This is a genomic window from Enterobacter sp. 22452, from assembly GCF_052045065.1.
Taxonomy (GTDB): domain Bacteria; phylum Pseudomonadota; class Gammaproteobacteria; order Enterobacterales; family Enterobacteriaceae; genus Enterobacter; species Enterobacter mori.
On the sequence record NZ_JBQEOB010000003.1, the window covers coordinates 139,492 to 159,612 of the forward strand.

The 20,121-nt window shown below is 56.6% G+C and carries 20 protein-coding genes; 5 read left to right on the forward strand and 15 right to left on the reverse strand.

The annotated features are described in order from the left end of the window. Positions 1–15: 15 nt before the first annotated feature. From nadR to serB, 3 genes are all read right to left on the reverse strand, one after another. Positions 16–1,248: a multifunctional transcriptional regulator/nicotinamide-nucleotide adenylyltransferase/ribosylnicotinamide kinase NadR gene (gene nadR, locus ACTJJA_RS10505; protein WP_010427112.1), complete on the reverse strand. Its 1,233-nt coding sequence runs from the start codon at positions 1,246–1,248 to the stop codon at positions 16–18. A gap of 35 nt (positions 1,249–1,283) precedes the next feature. Beyond that, the gene (gene radA / locus ACTJJA_RS10510) at positions 1,284–2,669 is read right to left on the reverse strand and encodes a DNA repair protein RadA (RefSeq protein WP_014068810.1); all 1,386 of its coding nucleotides are present in this window, start codon (positions 2,667–2,669) and stop codon (positions 1,284–1,286) included. Between the two features lie 74 nt (positions 2,670–2,743). Next, positions 2,744–3,712: a phosphoserine phosphatase gene (gene serB / locus ACTJJA_RS10515; protein ID WP_025757501.1), complete on the reverse strand. Its 969-nt coding sequence runs from the start codon at positions 3,710–3,712 to the stop codon at positions 2,744–2,746. Positions 3,713–3,829: 117 nt separating this feature from the next. Between serB and ACTJJA_RS10520 the strand changes: the two genes are divergently transcribed. Both ACTJJA_RS10520 and lplA read left to right on the forward strand, forming a co-directional pair. Then, positions 3,830–4,474 (forward strand): YtjB family periplasmic protein, encoded by a 645-nt coding sequence (locus ACTJJA_RS10520; protein ID WP_089599233.1) that lies wholly within the window; start codon positions 3,830–3,832, stop codon positions 4,472–4,474. Positions 4,475–4,513: 39 nt separating this feature from the next. Next, the gene (gene lplA / locus ACTJJA_RS10525) at positions 4,514–5,530 is read left to right on the forward strand and encodes a lipoate--protein ligase LplA (RefSeq protein WP_440667853.1); all 1,017 of its coding nucleotides are present in this window, start codon (positions 4,514–4,516) and stop codon (positions 5,528–5,530) included. 61 nt (positions 5,531–5,591) lie between these two features. Here the strand turns inward: lplA and deoD are convergent, their stop codons facing one another. From deoD to deoC, 4 genes are all read right to left on the reverse strand, one after another. Next, positions 5,592–6,314 carry a purine-nucleoside phosphorylase gene (gene deoD, locus ACTJJA_RS10530; protein WP_010427122.1) on the reverse strand — a complete coding sequence of 241 codons (723 nt, stop codon included), beginning with the start codon at positions 6,312–6,314 and terminating at the stop codon, positions 5,592–5,594. 125 nt (positions 6,315–6,439) lie between these two features. After that, a complete protein-coding gene (gene deoB, locus ACTJJA_RS10535) occupies positions 6,440–7,663 on the reverse strand; it encodes a phosphopentomutase (protein WP_420984816.1) in 1,224 nt (407 codons plus the stop codon). A 53-nt stretch (positions 7,664–7,716) separates the two neighbouring features. Next, a complete protein-coding gene (gene deoA, locus ACTJJA_RS10540) occupies positions 7,717–9,039 on the reverse strand; it encodes a thymidine phosphorylase (protein ID WP_042716514.1) in 1,323 nt (440 codons plus the stop codon). A gap of 56 nt (positions 9,040–9,095) precedes the next feature. Next, complete coding sequence (deoC, locus tag ACTJJA_RS10545; RefSeq protein WP_023310320.1) at positions 9,096–9,875, reverse strand: deoxyribose-phosphate aldolase; 780 nt, start codon at positions 9,873–9,875, stop codon at positions 9,096–9,098. A gap of 262 nt (positions 9,876–10,137) precedes the next feature. On the opposite strand from deoC, the gene ACTJJA_RS10550 reads away from it, so the two are divergent. Next, the gene (locus ACTJJA_RS10550) at positions 10,138–11,685 is read left to right on the forward strand and encodes a YjjI family glycine radical enzyme (protein ID WP_440667856.1); all 1,548 of its coding nucleotides are present in this window, start codon (positions 10,138–10,140) and stop codon (positions 11,683–11,685) included. After that, entirely contained in the window at positions 11,660–12,520 is an 861-nt protein-coding gene (locus tag ACTJJA_RS10555) for a YjjW family glycine radical enzyme activase (RefSeq protein ID WP_440667858.1), read from the forward strand. The genes ACTJJA_RS10550 and ACTJJA_RS10555 overlap by 26 nt, the downstream gene beginning before the upstream one ends. Here ACTJJA_RS10555 and ACTJJA_RS10560 read toward each other — a convergent pair. From ACTJJA_RS10560 to ACTJJA_RS10595, 8 genes are all read right to left on the reverse strand, one after another. Continuing rightward, a complete protein-coding gene (locus tag ACTJJA_RS10560; protein WP_440667860.1) occupies positions 12,515–13,297 on the reverse strand; it encodes a TatD family hydrolase in 783 nt (260 codons plus the stop codon). The two genes, ACTJJA_RS10555 and ACTJJA_RS10560, sit on opposite strands and share 6 nt — an antisense overlap. Next, positions 13,294–14,346, reverse strand: a complete 1,053-nt coding sequence (locus ACTJJA_RS10565) for a patatin-like phospholipase family protein (protein WP_108417145.1) — start codon at positions 14,344–14,346, stop codon at positions 13,294–13,296. Before ACTJJA_RS10565 ends, ACTJJA_RS10560 begins: the two co-directional genes overlap by 4 nt. Before the next feature lie 122 nt (positions 14,347–14,468). After that, positions 14,469–14,630 carry a DUF1328 domain-containing protein gene (locus tag ACTJJA_RS10570; RefSeq protein WP_003856556.1) on the reverse strand — a complete coding sequence of 54 codons (162 nt, stop codon included), beginning with the start codon at positions 14,628–14,630 and terminating at the stop codon, positions 14,469–14,471. A 127-nt stretch (positions 14,631–14,757) separates the two neighbouring features. Further along, on the reverse strand, positions 14,758–15,375 hold the full coding sequence (gene osmY, locus ACTJJA_RS10575) for a molecular chaperone OsmY (RefSeq protein WP_108417146.1): 618 nt from the start codon (positions 15,373–15,375) through the stop codon (positions 14,758–14,760). 304 nt (positions 15,376–15,679) lie between these two features. Next, positions 15,680–17,269, reverse strand: a complete 1,590-nt coding sequence (gene prfC / locus ACTJJA_RS10580; protein WP_010427141.1) for a peptide chain release factor 3 — start codon at positions 17,267–17,269, stop codon at positions 15,680–15,682. Positions 17,270–17,360: 91 nt separating this feature from the next. After that, positions 17,361–18,038 (reverse strand): pyrimidine 5'-nucleotidase, encoded by a 678-nt coding sequence (yjjG, locus tag ACTJJA_RS10585; RefSeq protein WP_126545167.1) that lies wholly within the window; start codon positions 18,036–18,038, stop codon positions 17,361–17,363. Positions 18,039–18,058: 20 nt separating this feature from the next. Then, positions 18,059–18,502, reverse strand: a complete 444-nt coding sequence (gene rimI, locus ACTJJA_RS10590; protein WP_042716490.1) for a ribosomal protein S18-alanine N-acetyltransferase — start codon at positions 18,500–18,502, stop codon at positions 18,059–18,061. Then, positions 18,471–18,884, reverse strand: coding sequence for a DNA polymerase III subunit psi (locus ACTJJA_RS10595; RefSeq protein WP_440667863.1), 414 nt, complete (start codon positions 18,882–18,884; stop codon positions 18,471–18,473). Before ACTJJA_RS10595 ends, rimI begins: the two co-directional genes overlap by 32 nt. A gap of 102 nt (positions 18,885–18,986) precedes the next feature. Between ACTJJA_RS10595 and rsmC the strand changes: the two genes are divergently transcribed. Beyond that, positions 18,987–20,015: a 16S rRNA (guanine(1207)-N(2))-methyltransferase RsmC gene (gene rsmC, locus ACTJJA_RS10600; RefSeq protein WP_411777182.1), complete on the forward strand. Its 1,029-nt coding sequence runs from the start codon at positions 18,987–18,989 to the stop codon at positions 20,013–20,015. Positions 20,016–20,121 lie beyond the last annotated feature (106 nt).

Consider the following 20,121-nt stretch of genomic DNA (forward strand, 5'->3'; position numbering starts at 1 on the left):
TGAGGGGTAAGTTTTTTACCCCTGCTCCCCCATCATCTCCTTCACCAGCTCGACGCAGCGCAGGAAACGGGAGTCGTAGTCCGACTCTTCCACATGCACAAACTCAACGTTATTTTCGTTGAGCATCTCCACCAGCATGGACTGGAATTCCCGCCTGTCCACGGAGCTGCCGAGGCTGCGCATGCCGTCAGCCACCCACGGGGTGTTGTTCTCCAGCAGGATCACCAGGTCAAAGCGGTATTCGTCAATCAGCGCCTGCACGAACGGGTGCTCGCGCCCTTCGTACTTTTTACAGAACGCCTGCGTGGTCACGAAATCGGTATCGATAAACGCCACTTTGTTGGCATATTTCACGGCAAAATCAATGTACTGGGCATGTCCGAGCGCAATTTTGTCGTAGTCGGAATACTGCAGTGCCATCTCGTCGCCACCGAGGTGCGAGAAGACATAATCGCGGCCGTACTCCCACGCGCTGGTGGTGTTGAAGATGTTCGCCAGCTTGTTGACCAGCGTTGATTTGCCGCTCGACTCGCCGCCCAGAATCGCCACCGTACGCACAAAGAACGGCTTAACTTCGGTCGGAATGTAATCCCAGTAGCGGAACGGGTTTTCGCGGATCTGCGCCCCACTGATGTTCATAAAGGTGCGTTTCGGATCGATCAGCACCGTCTCGATACCCAGATGCTCGCGGAACTGTGGCGCATCGGACTCTTCAGAGGTGTAGATCCAGTTCGGCGCAATCCCCTTGTCTTCCATAAAGGTTTTTACACCGTTGCTCCACACGTCCCAGCCGTGCGGATACGGCTCCATGCCCTCTTCGTTAAAGGCATGGATACGAATGTTTTTCTGATATTTAAAGGTCTGAAGCAGCCAGCGCAGGCGGTCTGACACGGTGGGCTGCTGCGACATGGCGCTGTCTTCGAACAGCTGACGGTCGCGGGTTTCATCGTAGCCCATGATGATGTGCAGCTCGTCCACCTGGCTACAGGCGCGCTGGATCAGATAGATATGCCCGGTATGCAGCGGGTAAAACTTGCCGAACACCACGCCGATGTTCTTTTGCATACGCGGGAATTCCAGCCCCAGAAAGCGGTGCAGCGCTTCGAGCTTCTGCGCGCTGGGGCTTTTGATTTTGGCGTTCAGCAGCTGGCTCAGGTAGCCTTTGGTCATGCCGCTGGCGTCCGCCACCTGCTGCAGCGTGCAGCCCTTCTGGCGGATCGCGGTCTTGATGTAGTCAAATGATGACATAAATTACGGTGCCTCCTGCAAAATCGAATACGTAATTATAAGTCGTCAAAGACATTTAACGCATCTGCGAGTTTTTTCACGCCAAATACCTGCATCCCTTCCGGGATTTTTTTCGGCACGTTGGCGGCGGGAACGATCGCCCGGCGGAAGCCGTGTTTTGCCGCCTCGGAGATACGCTCCTGCCCGCTGGGCACCGGACGGATTTCCCCGGCGAGGCCAACTTCGCCGAAGACGACCAGATCCTGCGGCAGCGGTCTGTCGCGCAGGCTGGAGACCATTGCCAGCAGCAGCGCCAGGTCTGCGCTGGTCTCAGTAACTTTGACGCCGCCGACCACGTTCACGAAAACGTCCTGATCCGCCATCTGCAGCCCGCCGTGACGGTGCAGTACCGCCAGCAGGATCGCCAGACGGTTTTGTTCCAGACCGACCGCCACGCGCCGCGGGTTGCCCATCATCGACACGTCCACCAGCGCCTGAATTTCGACAAGCAGCGGGCGCGTCCCTTCCCACAGCACCATCACCGAGCTGCCGGAGGTGATCTCATCGCCACGGCTCAGGAAGATGGCCGACGGGTTGCTGACTTCGCGCAGCCCCTGTTCGGTCATGGCAAACACGCCCAGTTCGTTCACCGCCCCAAAGCGGTTTTTATGGCTGCGCAGGGTACGGAAGCGGGAATCCGCGTCGCCGTCGAGCATCACAGAGCAGTCGATACAGTGCTCAAGCACCTTCGGCCCGGCCAGCGAGCCGTCTTTGGTCACGTGGCCGACCATCACAATCGCCACGCCGCGCGTTTTGGCAAAGCGCGTCAGGTATGCCGCGGTTTCACGCACCTGCGCGACGCTGCCCGGCGAGGACTGAATGTCCGCCATGTGCATCACCTGGATGGAGTCAATCACCATCAGCTTCGGCTGCTCTTCTTCGGCGATCATGCAGATCTGCTCGATGCTGGTTTCGGAGAGCATGTTCAGGTTGCCGGTCGGCAGACCCAGGCGGTGCGCGCGCATCGCCACCTGCTGAAGTGACTCTTCGCCCGTGACGTACAGGGTTTTCATCTGTTCGGCGAGCTTGCAGAGCGTTTGCAGCAGCAGGGTCGATTTACCCGCGCCCGGATTACCGCCAATCAGGATGGCGCTGCCCGGCACCACGCCGCCGCCGAGCACGCGGTCAAACTCTTTGAACCCGGTGGAGAAGCGCGGCAGCTCTTCGAGGCTGATGTCCGAGAGTTTTTGCACCTTCGCCACGCCCGCGTTACCGGCATAGCCACTCAGGCGCTCGTTGCGGGCCACGCTCGGCGAAGCCGCCACACCACGCACTTCGGTGATGGTGTTCCAGGCATGACAGGCGCTGCATTGCCCCTGCCAGCGCGGATAATCCGCACCACATTCATTACAGACAAATGCGCGTTTTGGAGCTTTCGCCACGGTTTACCTCGTTATTTCTGTGCGGCCTGCGCGCCGGGTGGCGCTTAGGCTTACCCGGCCTACAAAGCAGACCGTTATTTCTGATTAAGGCTGCCGGAGAGAATGCAGAACACCCCCATCAGGTCAGCGTGACGGATAGTCACTTCCGTCTTTTCATTCACTTTTGGCTTGGCGTGGTAGGCAATGCCAAGCCCTGCCGCTTTGATCATCGGCAGGTCGTTCGCGCCGTCCCCGATGGCGACGGTCTGGACGACCGGAATTTCATATTTTTCCGCCAGACGCGTCAGCGTATTGGCTTTGTACTGGGCGTCCACGATATCGCCAATCACCTGGCCGGTCAGCTTGCCGTCCATGATCTCTAGCTCGTTGGCCACCACGGTGGTCAGGTGCAGTTTTTCCCGCAGGTAATCCGCGAAGAAGGTAAAGCCACCAGAGGCAATCGCCACTTTCCAGCCCAACGACTGCAGCTTCAACACCAGCTGTGTCAGCCCTGGCATCAGCGGCAGCACATCGCGCACCTGGCGCAGGATGTTAGCGTCGGCCCCTTTCAGGGTCGCCACGCGCTGTCTCAGGCTGGCGGTGAAGTCCAGTTCGCCGCGCATCGCACGTTCGGTGACTTCCGCCACCAGCTCGCCGCTGCCCGCCAGTTTCGCAATCTCGTCGATACATTCGATCTGGATCGCCGTAGAGTCCATGTCCATGACCAGCAGACCTGGGGTTTTCAGGTGCGGAATTTTACCGAGCGGCGCGACGTCCAGCCCGGCGTCATGCGCCAGACGCGTTGCGCGCTGCGTCAGGGAACCCGCCAGGCGGATGACCTGGTAATCTTCCACACACCAGGCGGCGACAATCACCATCGCAGCCCCCAGTTTGCTTTGGTACTGGGTCAGGCGTTGCTTGTCCAGACCGCGTCCGTACAGCAGCCAGCCGCTACGACCGGCGTGGTAATCCAGAGGCATCACCTCATCGCCACTTAAAGAGAGCGGCAATCCTGGCCATAAAGAGACATCCGTTGGCAGGTCGCACCAGGTAATGTTCGGCATTAAAGCTCCTGTAAATTCGTTCGCGCCGGAAGGTTCCAGAGGGAAAATAACGCATGAGGCTACCCTGTAACCATCACTTCTGGCAACATTAAGCCGTAAATTTTCAGCAGGTGGAATATGGCTCGCGCAAAACTGAAATTCCGGCTTCATCGCGCCGTGATTGTCCTGATCTGTCTCGCACTTCTGGTGGCGCTGATGCAAGGGGCATCGTGGTTTAGCCAGAACCATCAACGGCAACGTAACCCGCAGTTTGAAGAGCTGGCCCGCACGCTGGCGCGTCAGGTCACGCTCAACGTTGCCCCCTCAATGCGTACTGAAACGCCGGACGATAAGCGGATAGGCCAGGTTTTACGTCAGCTCACTGAAAACAGTCGTATTCTGGATGCCGGCGTCTATGATGAGCAAGGCAACCTTATTGCCCGCGCGGGCGAGCACGTTAATGTGCGCGACAGGCTGGCGCTGGACGGCAAAAAAGCCGGGGGCTATTTTAACCAGCAGATCGTCGAACCCATTCAGGGCAAGAATGGCCCGCTGGGTTACCTGCGCCTGACGCTCGATACGCATACTCTGCCGACCGAAGCCAAACAGGTCGATAACACCACCAACATTTTGCGTCTGATGCTGCTGCTCTCGCTGGCTATTGGCGTTGTGCTGGCGCGTACCCTGCTTCAGGGCAAGCGTACCCGCTGGCAGCAGTCACCGTTCCTGCTGACCGCCAGCAAGTCGGTTCCCGAAGACGAAGAGAGCGAGAAGAAAGAATAATGATAAAGTAGGCGAATGACTCAGAAAAGGAACTTTGCCATGACGACGTTACGCCTGCTTATCTCTGACTCTTACGATCCCTGGTTTAATCTCGCGGTGGAAGAGTGCATCTTCCGCCAGATGCCCGCCACCCAGCGCGTGCTGTTTCTCTGGCGCAATGCCGACACGGTAGTTATTGGCCGCGCGCAAAACCCGTGGAAAGAGTGCAATACGCGGCGTATGGATGAGGATAACGTCCGCCTGGCGCGCCGCAGCAGCGGCGGCGGCGCGGTGTTTCACGATCTGGGCAATACCTGTTTTACCTTTATGGCGGGTAAACCGGAATACGACAAAACCATCTCTACCTCGATAGTGCTCAACGCGCTGAATTCACTCGGCGTGACGGCGGAAGCGTCCGGGCGTAACGATCTGGTAGTGAAAACCCCCGAGGGCGACCGGAAGGTCTCCGGCTCCGCCTACCGCGAAACGATGGATCGCGGCTTCCACCACGGCACTCTGTTACTGAACGCTGACCTGAGCCGTCTGGCAAACTACCTGAACCCGGACAAGAAAAAACTCCAGGCTAAAGGGATTACCTCCGTGCGTGGGCGCGTAGCGAATCTGGTAGAACTGCTGCCGGGGATTACGCACCAGCAGATTTGCGATGCGATCCGTGACGCGTTCTTTGCACATTACGGCGAGCGTGTGGAAGCAGAAGTGATCTCTCCTGACAAAACTCCGGACCTGCCCAACTTCGCCGAGACCTTCGCCCGCCAGAGCAGCTGGGAGTGGAACTTCGGTCAGGCGCCTGCGTTTTCCCATCTGCTGGATGAGCGTTTTACCTGGGGCGGCGTGGAGCTGCATTTTGACGTCGAGAAAGGCCATATCACCCGCACGCAGGTGTTTACGGACAGTCTGAATCCGGCGCCGCTGGAAGCACTTGCGGCACGTTTGCAGGGCTGTTTGTACCGGGCGGATATGCTGCAGCAGGAATGCGACGCGTTGATTGGGGATTTCCCGGAGCAGGAAAAAGAATTAAGGGATTTGTCAGCATGGATTGCACAGGCGGTACGCTAAGTGCGGTTTGATGCCCTTACCCCGGCCCTCTCCCACAGGGAGAGGGAGGGAAGAGACAGAATTACTCTTTATCGCCCAGCAGAACAGATTCCAGCGCGATTTTGATCATGTCGTTGAAGGTGGTCTGACGCTCGGCAGCGGTGGTCTGCTCGTGGGTACGGATGTGGTCAGACACGGTGCAGATGGTCAGCGCTTTCGCGCCAAACTCAGCCGCCACGCCGTAGATACCCGCCGCTTCCATTTCCACGCCCAGGATGCCGTATTTTTCCATCACGTCGAACATCTCGCCGCCGTCCGGTGCATAGAACAGGTCAGCAGAGAAGATGTTACCCACGCGTGCTTCAACGCCCAGCGCTTTTGCCGCGTCAACCGCGTCACGCACCATGCCGAAGTCAGCAATCGCTGCGAAGTCATGGTCTTTAAAACGCATGCGGTTAACTTTGGAATCGGTGCAGGCACCCATGCCGATAACAATGTCGCGCAGCTTAACGTCCATGCGCACCGCGCCGCAGGAGCCCACGCGGATGATTTTCTTCACGCCGAAATCGGTGATCAGCTCTTTGGTGTAGATAGAGCAGGATGGGATACCCATACCGTGGCCCATTACGGAGATTTTGCGGCCTTTATAGGTCCCGGTGAAGCCGAGCATGCCGCGAACGTTGTTCACTTCACGCACGTCTTCCAGGAAGGTTTCTGCAATGTGCTTCGCGCGCAGCGGGTCGCCCGGCATCAATACGACGTCAGCGAAATCACCCATTTCTGCATTAATGTGAGGAGTTGCCATCTTCAGTTCCTTTTACATTGTCGTTTTTGCCGGGTGGCGGCTACGCCTTACCCGGCCTACATTCTGTTCTCCCTCTCCCTGTGGGAGAGGGTTGGGGTGAGGGCATCAGGCCGCACCCAATTCATTCAGAACATGGCCTTGCCATATTCCATGTCAGACGTACCAAAGTATTTCGCGATAGTCTGGCCGATGTCCGCGAAGGTTTCACGGTGCCCCAGCGAGCCGGGCTTCACTTTCGGGCCGTACACCAGCACCGGAATGTGCTCACGGGTGTGGTCGGTACCGGTCCAGGTTGGGTCGCAGCCGTGGTCCGCGGTCAGGATCAGAATGTCATCTTCACCCACCAGCTCCATCAGCTCTGGCAGACGGCGGTCAAACAGTTCCAGACCGGCCGCATAGCCCGCGACGTCGCGACGGTGCCCCCACGAGGAGTCGAAGTCCACGAAGTTGGTGAAGACGATAGTCTTGTCGCCCGCTTCTTTCATCTCTTTGATGGTGGCATCGAACAGCGCATCCAGACCGGTGGCTTTCACTTTTTTGGTGATGCCGCAGTTAGCGTAGATGTCCGCGATTTTACCCACGGAAACCACGTGGCCGTCTTTCTCTTCAACCAGCTTCTGCAGCACGGTCGGTGCCGGTGGCTCAACGGCCAGGTCGTGACGGTTACCGGTACGCTGGAAGTTACCCGCTTTGTCGCCGATAAACGGACGTGCGATCACGCGGCCAATGTTGTAACCACCTTCGGTCAGCTCTTCACGGGCAATTTCGCACAGCTCGTAGAGTTTATCCAGGCCGTAAGTCTCTTCGTGGCAGGCAATCTGGAACACGGAGTCGGCAGAGGTGTAGAAAATCGGCTTGCCGGTTTTCATGTGCTCTTCGCCGAGCTCATCCAGAATCACGGTACCGGAAGAGTGGCAGTTGCCGAGGTAGCCAGGCAGATTGGCACGCTTAACCAGCTTATCCAGCAGCTCCTGCGGGAAGCTGTTCTGGTGATCGGAGAAGTAGCCCCAGTCAAACAGAACCGGCACACCGGCGATTTCCCAGTGACCAGACGGGGTATCTTTACCGGAAGAGAGCTCGTGCGCCCAGGCGTAGGCACCCACGACTTCCGCGTTGCCGTCCATACCGGCTGCGATTTTACCGGTAGAGCCTTCGTGCGCTTTCACCAGCCCGAGGCGGGTCAGGTTTGGCAGGGTCAGAGGACCTTTACGACCGTTGTCCGCTTCGCCTTTGGCACAGGCTTCCGCGATGTGACCCATGGTATCGGAACCCACGTCACCAAAACGATCTGCATCTTCGGTTGCGCCGATGCCGAATGAGTCCAGCACCATAATAAATGCACGTTTCATAATTGTTCTCCGTACGTAGTGCTTCAAAAAATAGCGATCAGATCAGTATACAGTTATTCAGTGATGCGGCGATAGACAGTCGGTGTGGTTTCCGGTGCTTTATCGTCAAGCGTAATTGCCGCTTTCACCGCTTTTGCCGCATCCTGCCAGCTGGCTTCGTCTTTCGCGTGGATCACCGCCAGCGGACGTTGACCGTCAACGCTGTCGCCCAGACGCGCCATATCGGTAAAGCCGACGCTGTAATCAATGGTGTCCGATGCCTGACGGCGTCCGCCGCCCATCGAGACCACCGCCATGCCGAGCGCGCGGGTGTCCATTGCGGAAACGAAACCTTCGGTATCTGCGTAAACGGCTTTGCTGAGCATCGCGGTTGGCAGGTATTTCGCGTAGTTTTCGACGAAATCGGTCGGGCCTTTCTGCGCCGCTACCATGCGGCCAAAGATCTCCGCCGCTTTGCCGTTGTCCAGCACCGCCTGCAGCTTCGCGCGCGCTTCCGCATCGTCTTTGGCAAGCTTGCCGGAGATTAACATCTCAACGCACAGCGCCATGGTAACGTCGAACAGACGCGGGTTACGGTATTCACCCGTCAGGAACTGCACGGCTTCACGCACTTCGACCGCGTTACCGGCGCTGGAGGCCAGCACCTGGTTCATGTCGGTCAGCAGCGCGGTGGTGCGCACGCCTGCGCCGTTGGAGACGCCAACGATCGCTTCGGCAAGCGCAGCAGAAAGCTCATAGGTTGGCATAAACGCGCCGCTGCCCACTTTTACGTCCATCACCAGCGCGTCCAGCCCTTCAGCCAGTTTCTTCGCCAGGATAGAGGCAGTGATCAGCGGGATGGAGTCAACGGTCGCGGTAATATCACGCGTCGCGTAGAAACGCTTGTCTGCCGGAGCAAGAGAGCTGGTCTGGCCGATAATCGCCACACCAACGTCTTTAATAATGTCGCGGAAGCGGCCGTCATCCGGGAAGATATCGAAGCCCGGAATGGCTTCCAGTTTGTCGAGCGTACCGCCGGTATGACCCAGGCCACGCCCGGAGATCATCGGGATGTAACCGCCGCAGGCTGCCACCATTGGGCCGAGCATCAGGGAGGTTACGTCGCCCACGCCGCCGGTGGAGTGTTTATCGACAATCGGGCCGTTAAGGTTGAGGCTCTTCCAGTCCAGAACGGTTCCTGAATCTCGCATCGCCATGGTCAGCGACACGCGCTCAGGCATCGACATATCGTGGAAGAAAATGGTCATCGCCAGAGCCGCAATCTGCCCTTCAGAGACGGTGTTATCACGAATGCCATTGATAAAGAAGCGGATCTCTTCGTCGCTTAATGCATGACCATCACGTTTTTTACGAATAATTTCTTGTGCGAGAAACACGGTAACCTCCATGCGGAATCGGGGGAGTTGTGGCGGGNCCACCCGGCAATTCAAACTTAGTAGCTGCTTGCGCTCTTACCGTCGCCGTGACCCAGCGCTTTCAGCAGGCTTGCCAGCAGGCTGGACGCGCCGAAGCGGTAGTGACGGGAGTCGGCCCAGTCGGCACCAAACAGCTCGTCGGCAATCGCCAGGAACTGCTGCGCGTCTTCAGCGGTACGCACGCCGCCCGCAGGTTTGAAACCAACCGTTTTGGACACGCCCATATCACGAATGACTTCCATCATGATGCGCGCGCTTTCCGGGGTCGCATTCACCGGCACTTTGCCGGTAGAGGTTTTAATGAAATCCGCACCGGCTTTGATGGAGATTTCAGACGCCTTACGAATCAGCGCCTCTTCTTTCAGCTCGCCGGTTTCGATGATCACTTTGAGCAGCACGTTTGCCGCCGCACACGCGTCTTTACAGGCTTTCACCAGGTCAAAACCGACCTGCTCGTTGCCCGCGATCAGCGCGCGGTACGGGAACACCACGTCCACTTCGTCTGCACCGTAAGCAATCGCCGCGCGGGTTTCTGCCAGCGCAATCTCGATATCATCGTTGCCATGCGGGAAGTTAGTTACGGTTGCAATGCGCACATCCGGCGTGCCCTGCTCTTTCAGCGTCTTACGGGCAATCGGGATAAAGCGCGGGTAGATACAGATGGCTGCGGTGTTACCCACCGGCGTTTTCGCCTGATGGCACAGGGCGATGACTTTTTCATTGGTGTCGTCATCGTTCAGGGTGGTCAGGTCCATCAGTTTCAACGCGCGCAGGCTGCTTGCAGTTAAATCGGTCATAACATTCTCCAACGGCTGTGCCGTATAAATTTTACCTTGCGGGTCTGTGAGTATTCTAACATTCACCCGCATCCACACTTCGACATTCATCACAGTTAATGAAAACTGCATACAAATTTGCATTACTGTAATGAGATCTTCTTCAAATTTTATCGCGCTAACTGCTGACTAAAGCAGCGATACCCCCTGTCGGATCAAAAGCCCCAACAGGCTGGCTTTCTACAATCTGTTCATCATCCGCAGAATACTAAAGGAAGCGCACATGCCCCACTCCAGCCTCGACGCCCTGCAACAACGTTGCCAGCACATTGTGACAAGCCCGGTGTTAACGCCTGAGCAAAAACGTCATTTTCTGGCGCTGGAGGCGGAAAACGATCTGCCCTATCCCGCCCTGCCGCAGGCGGCACGCACCGCGCTGGACGAGGGTTTTATCTGCGACATGTTCGAAGGCCATGCGCCTTACAAACCGCGCTACGTTCTGCCGGATTATGAAAAATTCTTGGCTAACGGTTCAGAATGGCTGGAGCTGGAAGGGGCGAAAGACTTTGATGACGCCCTCTCGCTGTTAACCATCCTTTATCACCATGTTCCGTCCGTCACATCGATGCCCGTCTATCTGGGACAGCTGGATGCAATTCTGAACCCTTATGTTAGAATTCTAACACAAGAAGAGATCGATAGCCGAATAAAACGTTTCTGGCGCTATCTCGACAGAACCCTGCCGGATGCCTTTATGCACGCCAATATCGGCCCGGCGGATACGCCCGTCACACGCGCCATTCTGCGAGCCGATGCAGAGCTGAAGCAGGTTTCGCCGAATCTGACCTTTATCTACGATCCAGATATCACCCCGGACGATTTGCTGCTTGAGGTGGCGAAAAATATATGTGAATGCAGTAAACCGCATGTTTCCAATGGTCCGGTGAATGATAAAATTTTCACAAAAGGTCGCTATGGCGTGGTGAGTTGTTACAACACTCTGCCGCTTGCAGGCGGTGGCAGCACCCTTGTACGCCTTAACCTTAAGGCCATTGCCGAACACAGCGCTTCTGCCGAAGATTTCTTTACCCGCACGCTCCCGCACTACTGCCAGCAGCAAATCGCCATCATCGATGCGCGCTGCGATTTCCTGTATGCGCAATCTGGCTTCTTTGAGAATAGCTTCCTGGTGAAAGAGGGGCTGATTAACGCCGATCGGTTTGTGCCGATGTTTGGCATGTACGGTCTGGCGGAAGCGGTGAATGTGCTCTGCGAGAAGGAAGGCATCGAGGGGCGTTACGGTAAAGACGAACAGGCTAACGCGCTGGGGTATCGCATCAGCGAGCAGCTCGCGGCATTCGTTGAAAACACGCCGGTGAAGCACGGCTGGAAGCATCGCGCGATGCTGCATGCGCAGTCGGGGATCAGTTCGGACTCGGGCACCACGCCGGGCGCGCGTCTGCCTTACGGCGACGAGCCGGATCCTATCAGCCATCTGCTGGCTGTTGCGCCGCATCACAAACACTATCACGCCGGGATCAGCGATATTCTCACCCTGGAGGAGACGGTCAAACGCAACCCTCAGGCGGTGGTTCAGCTTTGTTTGGGCGCGTTCAGGGCCGGTATGCGTGAATTCACCGCTAACGTGGCGGGTAACGATCTGGTGCGCGTCACTGGCTATATGGTGCGATTATCTGATCTGGAGAAATACCGGGAAGCGGGTTCGAGAACCAACACCACGTGGCTGGGGGAAGAAGCCGCACGCAATACCCGTATTCTGGAACGTCAGCCGCGCGTGATAAGCCATGAACAGCAGATGCGCTTTAGTTAGTCAGGTCATTCCTTTTTCCTGCGTGGACGGGCCGGGCAGCCGCCTGGCGCTGTTCCTGCAGGGCTGTAACCTGCGCTGCAAAACCTGCCATAACCCGTGGACGATCGGTCGCTGCAACGACTGCGGCGACTGCGTACTCCACTGCCCGCACGATGCGCTGACCATCCAGGCCGGGCGCGTCTGGTGGCAGGAGAGTGACTGCCACCAGTGTGATACCTGCCTTCACCTGTGCCAGCAGCAGGCAACGCCCATGGCGCAACGCTTCAGCGTAGAAGAGATCCTCACCCGGGTCCGCAAATCCGCCCCCTTTATTGAAGGGATCACCGTGAGCGGCGGTGAAGCCACAACGCAACTGCCGTTTTTGATTGCCCTGTTCACCGCGATCAAAGCCGATCCCGCCTTGTGCCACCTGACCTGCCTGGTCGACAGCAACGGTCTGTTAAGCGAAACCGGCTGGCAAAAGCTGCTGCCGGTACTGGATGGCGCGATGCTGGATCTCAAGGCGTGGGGGAACGAGCATCACCGCTTCCTGACCGGGCGCGAAAACCCGCAGATTAAGCAGAGCATCCGCTGGCTGGCAGATCGCCACCGTTTGACGGAACTCCGCTTATTGGTCATCCCAGAGCAATGTGATTATCTGGAACATCTCAAACCGCTGACGACATTTATTCACGGGCTTGGAAACATTCCTGTGCGAATCAACGCATTTCACGCGCACGGCGTTTATGGTGAGGCGGCCTCATGGCGTAGCGCGACGCCGGACGACGTGGAACCGCTGGCTGTGGCGCTGGAAGAACAGCGGATCGCCGTGATCCGCCCGTCGCTCTATCTATAGCGTGATGCCAAATAGCGTACGCGTGTTCTCAAGCAGCGCATCGGCAATCACCGCCGCCGGCTCCGGACGCAGTTCACACAGCGTAGTAAACACACGTGCAGCCTGTTCAGGACGATTAGGCTGCCCCTGAAAACCATTCAGCGGCATATCCGGCGCGTCGGTTTCCAGTAGCAGCGCCGACAGCGGTAGCTGTGCCATCACGTCACGGGTTTTACTGGCGCGCGGATAGGTAATAGTACCGCCGACGCCAATGTGATAGCCCAGTTCAATAAAACGCTGCGCCTGCTGCAGGCTGCCGGAGAAACCGTGTACGACGCCCCTTCGCGGCAGATCGATGCGTTTCAGGTGCATCGCCAGCTTATCGTGCGTGCGTCTCGAATGGAGGATCACCGGCAGATCGTGACGCTTCGCCAGCCTGAGCTGCGCGTCGAGGATCGTCTGTTGACGTTCAAAATGCGGATTCTCACGATAAAGATCGAGGCCGATCTCACCGATGGCAACCAGTTTTTTCTCCGCCGTCTGCAAAACAGCGTCCAGCCTGTCGAGATGTTCGTCCAGATGATGTTCGATGACGATAGGATGCAAACCCAGTGCGGCATACAACGCGTCGTGACGGCGGGCGAGATCGAGAACGCGTTCGAAATACGCCGCTTCAATCGCGGGCACAATAATCGCGTCGACGCCCGCCCGTGCGGCGCGATCAATGCTCAGCACCTCGTCGCCGGTGAAGGGGGGAAAATCAAAGTGACAATGGGTATCGACAAAGCGGTGCGTCACGCCAGATCCTCGTTATCCAGTGGAACATCGTTCGCCTGGGGAATATCCACCAGCGGCATAGTCAGCGGGTCGTTGGCGACAATCGCTGGCGGAGTGATAATGCGTTTATGCCGATGAAGCGGCGGTTGCTCCGCCAGCATTTTTCCCACCGTCGCCAGGAAGTAACGTCCGCACAGCCGCCCCGTCTTGTAATCCATGCGCAGCGCAGGAATACGGCTGCCAAGCGCCATGCTCAGCAGCGGTTTCGGGGGATAAATTTCGAAGATACGCAGTTTTCCCGGCGGTTTTTCAATGAAACGCTGCATCGCGCCGTAGGTGGTTTCATGCTGCTTCGCGATGTTCACTAGCGGCTGCAGACTGCTGTCGCCCAGCCAGCGCTCCATGCGTTTGAACCACTGCGGCGTGTAATACATTTGCGACGGTACGGTTCGGATCACCACGATGGTTTTCGCCCCGCGTCGGGCAGCCTCCTGTACCGGCACCGCGTCACTGATCCCACCGTCCAGATAGCTGATGCCGTCCAGCAGCGCACCGGTTCGATAAAAACCGGGAATCGCGCTGGAGGCGCGGATAATATCCAGCCAGTTCTCTTTCTGCGGCGAAAAGTAACCCGGCGAATAATCATCACCCCGACTGGCGCACATCCAGAACTCTTTTCCGGCATCAAACAGACGGGCGGCGGTGTCCATCGCCAGCGGCATCTGACTGGACGTGGAATCCAGTAGCCAGTCGAGATCGATCAGGTTCCCGCCGCGTACGAAGCGCACCGGGTTAAAAAATTCTTTTGCCGTGGTGTAGCGCATAATCACTTTGCGCGCGTAGCCGGGCTGGTTGCAGACATAAGCGGAGAGGTTCTGTGCCCCGGCAGAGGTACCGAAGTAGAGGTCAAACGGGTTGAACTGCGCGCGCATAAATTCATCGAGCACGCCCGCGGTGAAAATGCCGCGCTGGCCGCCACCTTCACAAACCAGTGCAAGTTGACCCGTGCGGAACGGTTTTAACGTCAGCGGCGCAATATTGCCGAGCGTAACGGGAATTCGCTGCCCCACCTCTGCCTTCCTGTTTTCATTATTGTGTTCAGACACAGTAACGCCATCCCATCAGGTTCTCAAACGAGAAAAAGCCAGTCACGAGGACTGGCTTTACTTTGTTTATGAAATATTGCGTTTTGCTAAGGACGGCGTCGACCTGTAAACAGGCTGACCAGGAACAGAATAATACCAACGACGAAGACAATTTTTGCTGCCCATGCCGCTGTACCCGCCAATCCACCAAAGCCCAAAGCGGCGGCAATTAACGCGATAACCAGAAATATAATGCCCCAACGAAACATAAGCCTCTCCTTTACCATAGTTAATGTCGGCCGCTAAACGTGAGCGCTCAGGTCACTCACCGGCGTTTTTCCAGAGTCGTTCTTATTTCGCCCGCAGGCCTCAGCCAGACGGGCGAATGGTGAAGATTTACTTCGCTTTCAGATCGTTTTTAACGCTTTTCACACCATCGATCGCTTTCGCAATAGACTCGGCACGTTCAATTTGTGCCTGGGAATCAACCGTGCCGGAAAGCTGCACCACACCATCAGTGGTTTCCACTTTCACCTTGCGGGAAGGCACGATGTCATCTGCTAACAGTTTAGCTTTGATTTCGCTGGTGGTTGCCGCATCCCCGGCATAACCCTTCACGGAGGTGTCTTTAGCGTCGCGAACGTGCAGCTTATCGCTAACCGATGCGACACCTTCGACACCCTTGGCCACGTTAACAGCCTTTTCGGCCTGGGCCTGGCTTTCCACGAAGCCGCTCAGGGTGACGACTTTCTTGTCGGTCTTAACGGAAATATCGGTGCTCTTGATGGCTTCATCATCCACCAGTGCGGCTTTCACTTTTGCTGTGATGGAGCTGTCATCCATGAAATTACCGACTTTATTCATAGAGCTATCGATTTTTTCCCCTGCGGTGTTGGCAGTGGACTGTGCTTTATCCATGGTGCTGCTTTCCGCCAGGGCAGAACCGCTAACCAGAACGCTACCCAGAGTCACAGCCAGCAGAGTTTTAGAAATCTTAAGTCTTGTCATATTCATCGATGTATTCCTGTGTTTTGCTCGTCATTCGAGCGACAAACGTCCTTTATTACTAGTTTTATATTTCGCGAATAAGCACACGGGTGAAATGGAGAACCTAAAGTCATGCATTGAACAGTTTATTCATCCACGCCCGGTGCTAAACACTGAGTTAAATATAGATCACTCTCACAGTGTCGCTTTCAGAATCGGATAGAAAATGAGCAAAAGGCGTGAAATTGCCGTGAATTAAGAACATTCCGCAAGGGATTAATAAGACAGGAATTAAAGAAGAGCACGGCGGTAGCCGTGCTCTGAGAGGGAATTAGTGCTCGCGGGTTTTGCGGAACTGAACGTCAGGATAACGTTCCTGCGTCAGGTTCAGGTTTACCATGGTTGGGGCGATATAGGTCAGGTTATCGCCGCCATCCAGCGCCAGCTGGATCTCATTCTTACGCTTAAATTCTTCGAATTTCTTCACGTCAGAACACTCAACCCAGCGCGCCGTCGCCACGTTTACGGATTCGTAAATCGCTTCCACGTTGTACTCGCTCTTCAGACGCGCAACCACCACGTCGAACTGCAGCACACCGACCGCGCCAACGATCAGGTCGTTGTTCGAAATTGGGCGGAACACCTGCACGGCGCCCTCTTCGGAGAGCTGAACCAGGCCTTTCAGCAGCTGTTTTTGCTTTAGCGGGTCGCGCAGGCGAATACGACGGAACAGTTCCGGTGCGAAGTTCGGAATACCGGTGAACTTCATCATTTCGCCCTGGGTGAAGGTATCACCGATCTGGATGGTGCCATGGTTATGCAGACCAATGATATCGCCCGGATAGGCTTCTTCAACGTGCGAACGGTCGCCCGCCATAAAGGTCAGCGCGTCGGAGATCACCACATCTTTCCCGGTACGCACCTGGCGCAGCTTCATGCCCTTCTCATACTTGCCGGACACCACGCGCATAAAGGCCACGCGGTCGCGGTGTTTCGGATCCATGTTGGCCTGAATTTTAAAGACGAAGCCGGTGAACTTCTCTTCCTGCGCTTCCACTTCACGCGTGTCGGTTTTACGCGGCATCGGGCGTGGAGCCCACTCCACCAGACCGTCGAGCATATGGTCAACGCCGAAGTTACCCAGCGCGGTACCGAAGAAGACCGGGGTGATTTCACCCGCCAGGAACAGCTCTTTATCGAACTCGTGGGAGGCGCCTTTCACCAGCTCCAGCTCGTCGCGCAGCTGCGCGGCCAGCTCTTCACCGACGGCAGTATCCAGTTCTGGGTTATCCAGGCCTTTGACGACGCGGACGTCCTGAATGGTGTGACCTTTACCGGTCTGATACAGGTAGGTTTCGTCTTTATAGAGGTGATAAACCCCTTTAAACAGCTTACCGCAGCCGATGGGCCAGGTGATTGGCGCACAGGCGATCTTCAGTTCGCTTTCGACTTCGTCCATCACTTCCATCGGGTCACGGATGTCACGGTCGAGTTTGTTCATGAAGGTGAGGATCGGCGTATCGCGCAGACGGGTGACTTCCATCAGCTTACGGGTACGATCTTCTACCCCTTTCGCGGCGTCGATCACCATTAAACAGCAGTCAACCGCCGTCAGGGTACGGTAGGTATCTTCAGAGAAGTCTTCGTGGCCCGGGGTGTCCAGCAGGTTCACCAGGCAATCGTGATACGGGAACTGCATCACGGAGGTGGTAATCGAAATACCACGCTGCTTTTCCATCTCCATCCAGTCAGATTTTGCGTGCTGGCTGGAGCCACGGCCTTTAACGGTACCCGCAGTCTGGATCGCCTGTCCGAACAGCAACACCTTCTCGGTGATGGTCGTTTTACCGGCATCCGGGTGCGAGATAATGGCAAAAGTGCGGCGCTTGGCCACCTCTTGCAGATAAGGAGACAACGTCATAATTAAATCTTCTTTTATAAGCGCGGCAGCACGCCACGCATCATGGAATACAAAATTGCGGCTATTTTACCCATCAATAGGGGGCAGGCAATCATTGTTTACACAGGAGCTGCTCCAGTTCGTTCAATGACGTGACGGTCCAGGTCGGCTCGATGCCTTCCGGCTGCACGCGACCATGCGCATTCAACCAGACCGTCGACAGGCCGGAGTTGATGCCGCCAAGAATATCAGACTCTGCGGTATCCCCCACCATCAGGACGCGATCGCGGTCAGGATTGCCAGCCTGCGTCAGCGCGTAGTCAAAAATACGCGGGTCCGGCTTCGGTACGCCCACCTCTTCGGAAATCACCAGCGCGTCGAAATAATCGCGCAGGCCGGTGCGCTCGAGGCGGATCTGCTGCAGGGCGGTAAAACCGTTGGTGATGATCCCCAGTTTTGCCTTGCCTTTTAACGCATTAAGCAGAGAAACCGCGCCCGGCAGTGGCGCACAGATATCCGCCATCGCGTTCAGAAACGCCTCGTTCAGCGTCCCCGGACTGACCTTTAAACGTTCCGCCCAGACGTCAAAGCGCTGGTGCTGAAGTTGTAACGCAGTGATGGCACCGTTCTGGTAATCCACCCACAGCGGTTTGTTCACCGCCTGATAGTCCTGAAAATCTTCAGCGGTGAAGGTCACGCTATAGTCGAGAAACATCCGCTGTAGGCCGCCAAACGAATCGAACGTAAACAGCGTTTCGTCGGCATCAAAGAAAATCCAGTCCCATTTCATCGTTACAACCTTATTTTTCGTTATCCAATCGGCAGGGCCATTATGATGGCGTCTTCACGTCCCTCTGCGGTGGGGTAGTAGTTACGGCGGATTGTCGCCTCGTTAAAGCCTAAGCTCTCATAGAGCGCGATGGCGGCGACATTCGATGCGCGCACCTCCAGCCACAGGGTGAAAACGTCACGGGTTTCGAGCTCCCGGATGAGGTGCTCGAGCAGTTCTCTTCCCAGCCCACGGCGCTGAAACGCGGGATCAACGGCGATGTTAAACAGCGTCGCTTCATCAAGAACAACCTGCGTAATCGCGAAGGCGGCCAGGGTGCCGTCAACGTCCAGGCGGTAGTTCAGGTACCGTTCGCCCTGGTTGCTGGCGAAGGTTTTTTCGCTCCACGGAAAGGCGTGGGCGCGTGTTTCAATCGCAAACGCGGTGGTCAGGTCAGACGTCGTGAGGGAAGAAATCGTGTTCATATTCGCAGATTTGTTGCCATAGCGCGCTTCGCGCTTTTGGGTTGGCTTTCAGTTCGTCCAGCGCTGGCGAGCAGATCTGGCTCCCCTGGAGAGGCATGTCGTTTACCTCCCCGATGCGCCAGCTGTTACAGCGGCTTTCGGGAGGAAGCATCGCGACACGCTCTGGCGTCAGCTGTAAAACCTCGTCGGCCGTCAGCTTCAGGCTGCGAAGGACATCACCGATAAGGGGTTCATTCAGGGCAGGCAATTCCTCCGCCACCATCACCAGCCGAACGTGCGCAGGGATGGAAATGGCGATTTCGCCCTGCAACGCCGTCGGGCGACGCAAGGCCCACTGGGTGATGCCCAGCTGCTGCAACTGCCAGTCTCGTCGGGATGTCATAGGGAAAACTCCTGTCTCTCAGGCGCGCAAATATAGCAAATGTGTCGAAAGTGCGCCATCTACCTACTATAATCCCCGCCTGAGTTTATTGAGGAACAATTCATGTCTGCATTTACCCCGGCAAGTGAAGTCTTGCTGCGCCACAGTGATGATTTCGAACAAAGCCGTATTCTGTTTGCCGGAGATATGCAGGATGACCTGCCTGCGCGTTTCGACTGTGCTGAAAGCCGTGCCCATACGCAATACTACCACCACTGGCAGGTGCTGAGCCGCCAGATGGGCGAGCGTGCGCGCTTTAGCCTGGTGGCAGAACAGAGCGACGTTGCTGACTGCGACACGCTGATCTACTACTGGCCGAAGAACAAACCGGAAGCCCAGTTCCAGCTGATGAACCTGCTCTCCCTGCTGCCCGTTGGCTGCGATATTTTCGTGGTCGGTGAAAACCGCAGCGGCGTGCGCAGCGCTGAACAGATGCTGGAAGCGTTCGCACCACTGAATAAAGTCGATAGCGCGCGTCGCTGTGGTCTGTACCATGGCCGTCTGGAAAAACAGGCAACATTTGATGCCGATGCATTCTGGGACGAATATCAGTTAGACGACTTAACCATCAAAACCCTGCCGGGCGTGTTCAGCCGCGACTATCTGGATGTGGGTAGCAAGCTGCTGCTGTCTACCCTGACGCCGCACACCAAAGGCAAAGTGCTGGACGTAGGCTGCGGCGCGGGCGTGCTGTCAACAGTGCTTGCCAGCCATTCGCCAAAAGTGCGTTTAACCCTGTGTGATGTCAGCGCCCCGGCGGTAGAAGCCAGCCGCGCAACGCTTGCCGCAAACGGCATTGAAGGGGAAGTGATTGCTAGCAACGTCTTCTCTGACATTACCGGTCGTTTCGACATGATTATCTCCAATCCGCCGTTCCACGACGGTATGGAAACCAGCCTTGAAGCGGCACAAACGCTGATCCGTGGTGCAACCCGTCACCTTAACAGCGGCGGCGAGCTGCGTATCGTTGCGAACGCCTTCCTGGCGTACCCGAAAGTGCTGGACGAAACCTTTGGCTTCCATGAAGTGATCGCCCAGACCGGTCGCTTCAAAGTCTACCGCACCGTCATGACGCGTCAGGCGAAGAAATAATTCGCCATGCAATGCAGGCCGGATGAGCGCAAGCGCCATCCGGCAAGCAGGCGTCTCAGTTCCGGCCATTTTTGCAGCAATCAATAAAAGGTGCGCACTTTTCAGT

Coding starts and splice junctions, on each gene's coding strand:
- deoC (WP_023310320.1), bottom strand. CDS start 9,875: ATGACCGATTTAACTGCAAGCAGCCTGCGCGCGTTGAAACTGATGGAC.
- rimI (WP_042716490.1), bottom strand. CDS start 18,502: ATGAACACGATTTCTTCCCTCACGACGTCTGACCTGACCACCGCGTTT.
- osmY (WP_108417146.1), bottom strand. CDS start 15,375: ATGAATATGACAAGACTTAAGATTTCTAAAACTCTGCTGGCTGTGACT.
- lplA (WP_440667853.1), top strand. CDS start 4,514: ATGACGACGTTACGCCTGCTTATCTCTGACTCTTACGATCCCTGGTTT.
- yjjG (WP_126545167.1), bottom strand. CDS start 18,038: ATGAAATGGGACTGGATTTTCTTTGATGCCGACGAAACGCTGTTTACG.
- ACTJJA_RS10595 (WP_440667863.1), bottom strand. CDS start 18,884: ATGACATCCCGACGAGACTGGCAGTTGCAGCAGCTGGGCATCACCCAG.
- serB (WP_025757501.1), bottom strand. CDS start 3,712: ATGCCGAACATTACCTGGTGCGACCTGCCAACGGATGTCTCTTTATGG.
- deoB (WP_420984816.1), bottom strand. CDS start 7,663: ATGAAACGTGCATTTATTATGGTGCTGGACTCATTCGGCATCGGCGCA.
- rsmC (WP_411777182.1), top strand. CDS start 18,987: ATGTCTGCATTTACCCCGGCAAGTGAAGTCTTGCTGCGCCACAGTGAT.
- prfC (WP_010427141.1), bottom strand. CDS start 17,269: ATGACGTTGTCTCCTTATCTGCAAGAGGTGGCCAAGCGCCGCACTTTT.
- ACTJJA_RS10520 (WP_089599233.1), top strand. CDS start 3,830: ATGGCTCGCGCAAAACTGAAATTCCGGCTTCATCGCGCCGTGATTGTC.
- deoD (WP_010427122.1), bottom strand. CDS start 6,314: ATGGCAACTCCTCACATTAATGCAGAAATGGGTGATTTCGCTGACGTC.
- ACTJJA_RS10550 (WP_440667856.1), top strand. CDS start 10,138: ATGCCCCACTCCAGCCTCGACGCCCTGCAACAACGTTGCCAGCACATT.
- ACTJJA_RS10555 (WP_440667858.1), top strand. CDS start 11,660: ATGAACAGCAGATGCGCTTTAGTTAGTCAGGTCATTCCTTTTTCCTGC.
- nadR (WP_010427112.1), bottom strand. CDS start 1,248: ATGTCATCATTTGACTACATCAAGACCGCGATCCGCCAGAAGGGCTGC.
- ACTJJA_RS10570 (WP_003856556.1), bottom strand. CDS start 14,630: ATGTTTCGTTGGGGCATTATATTTCTGGTTATCGCGTTAATTGCCGCC.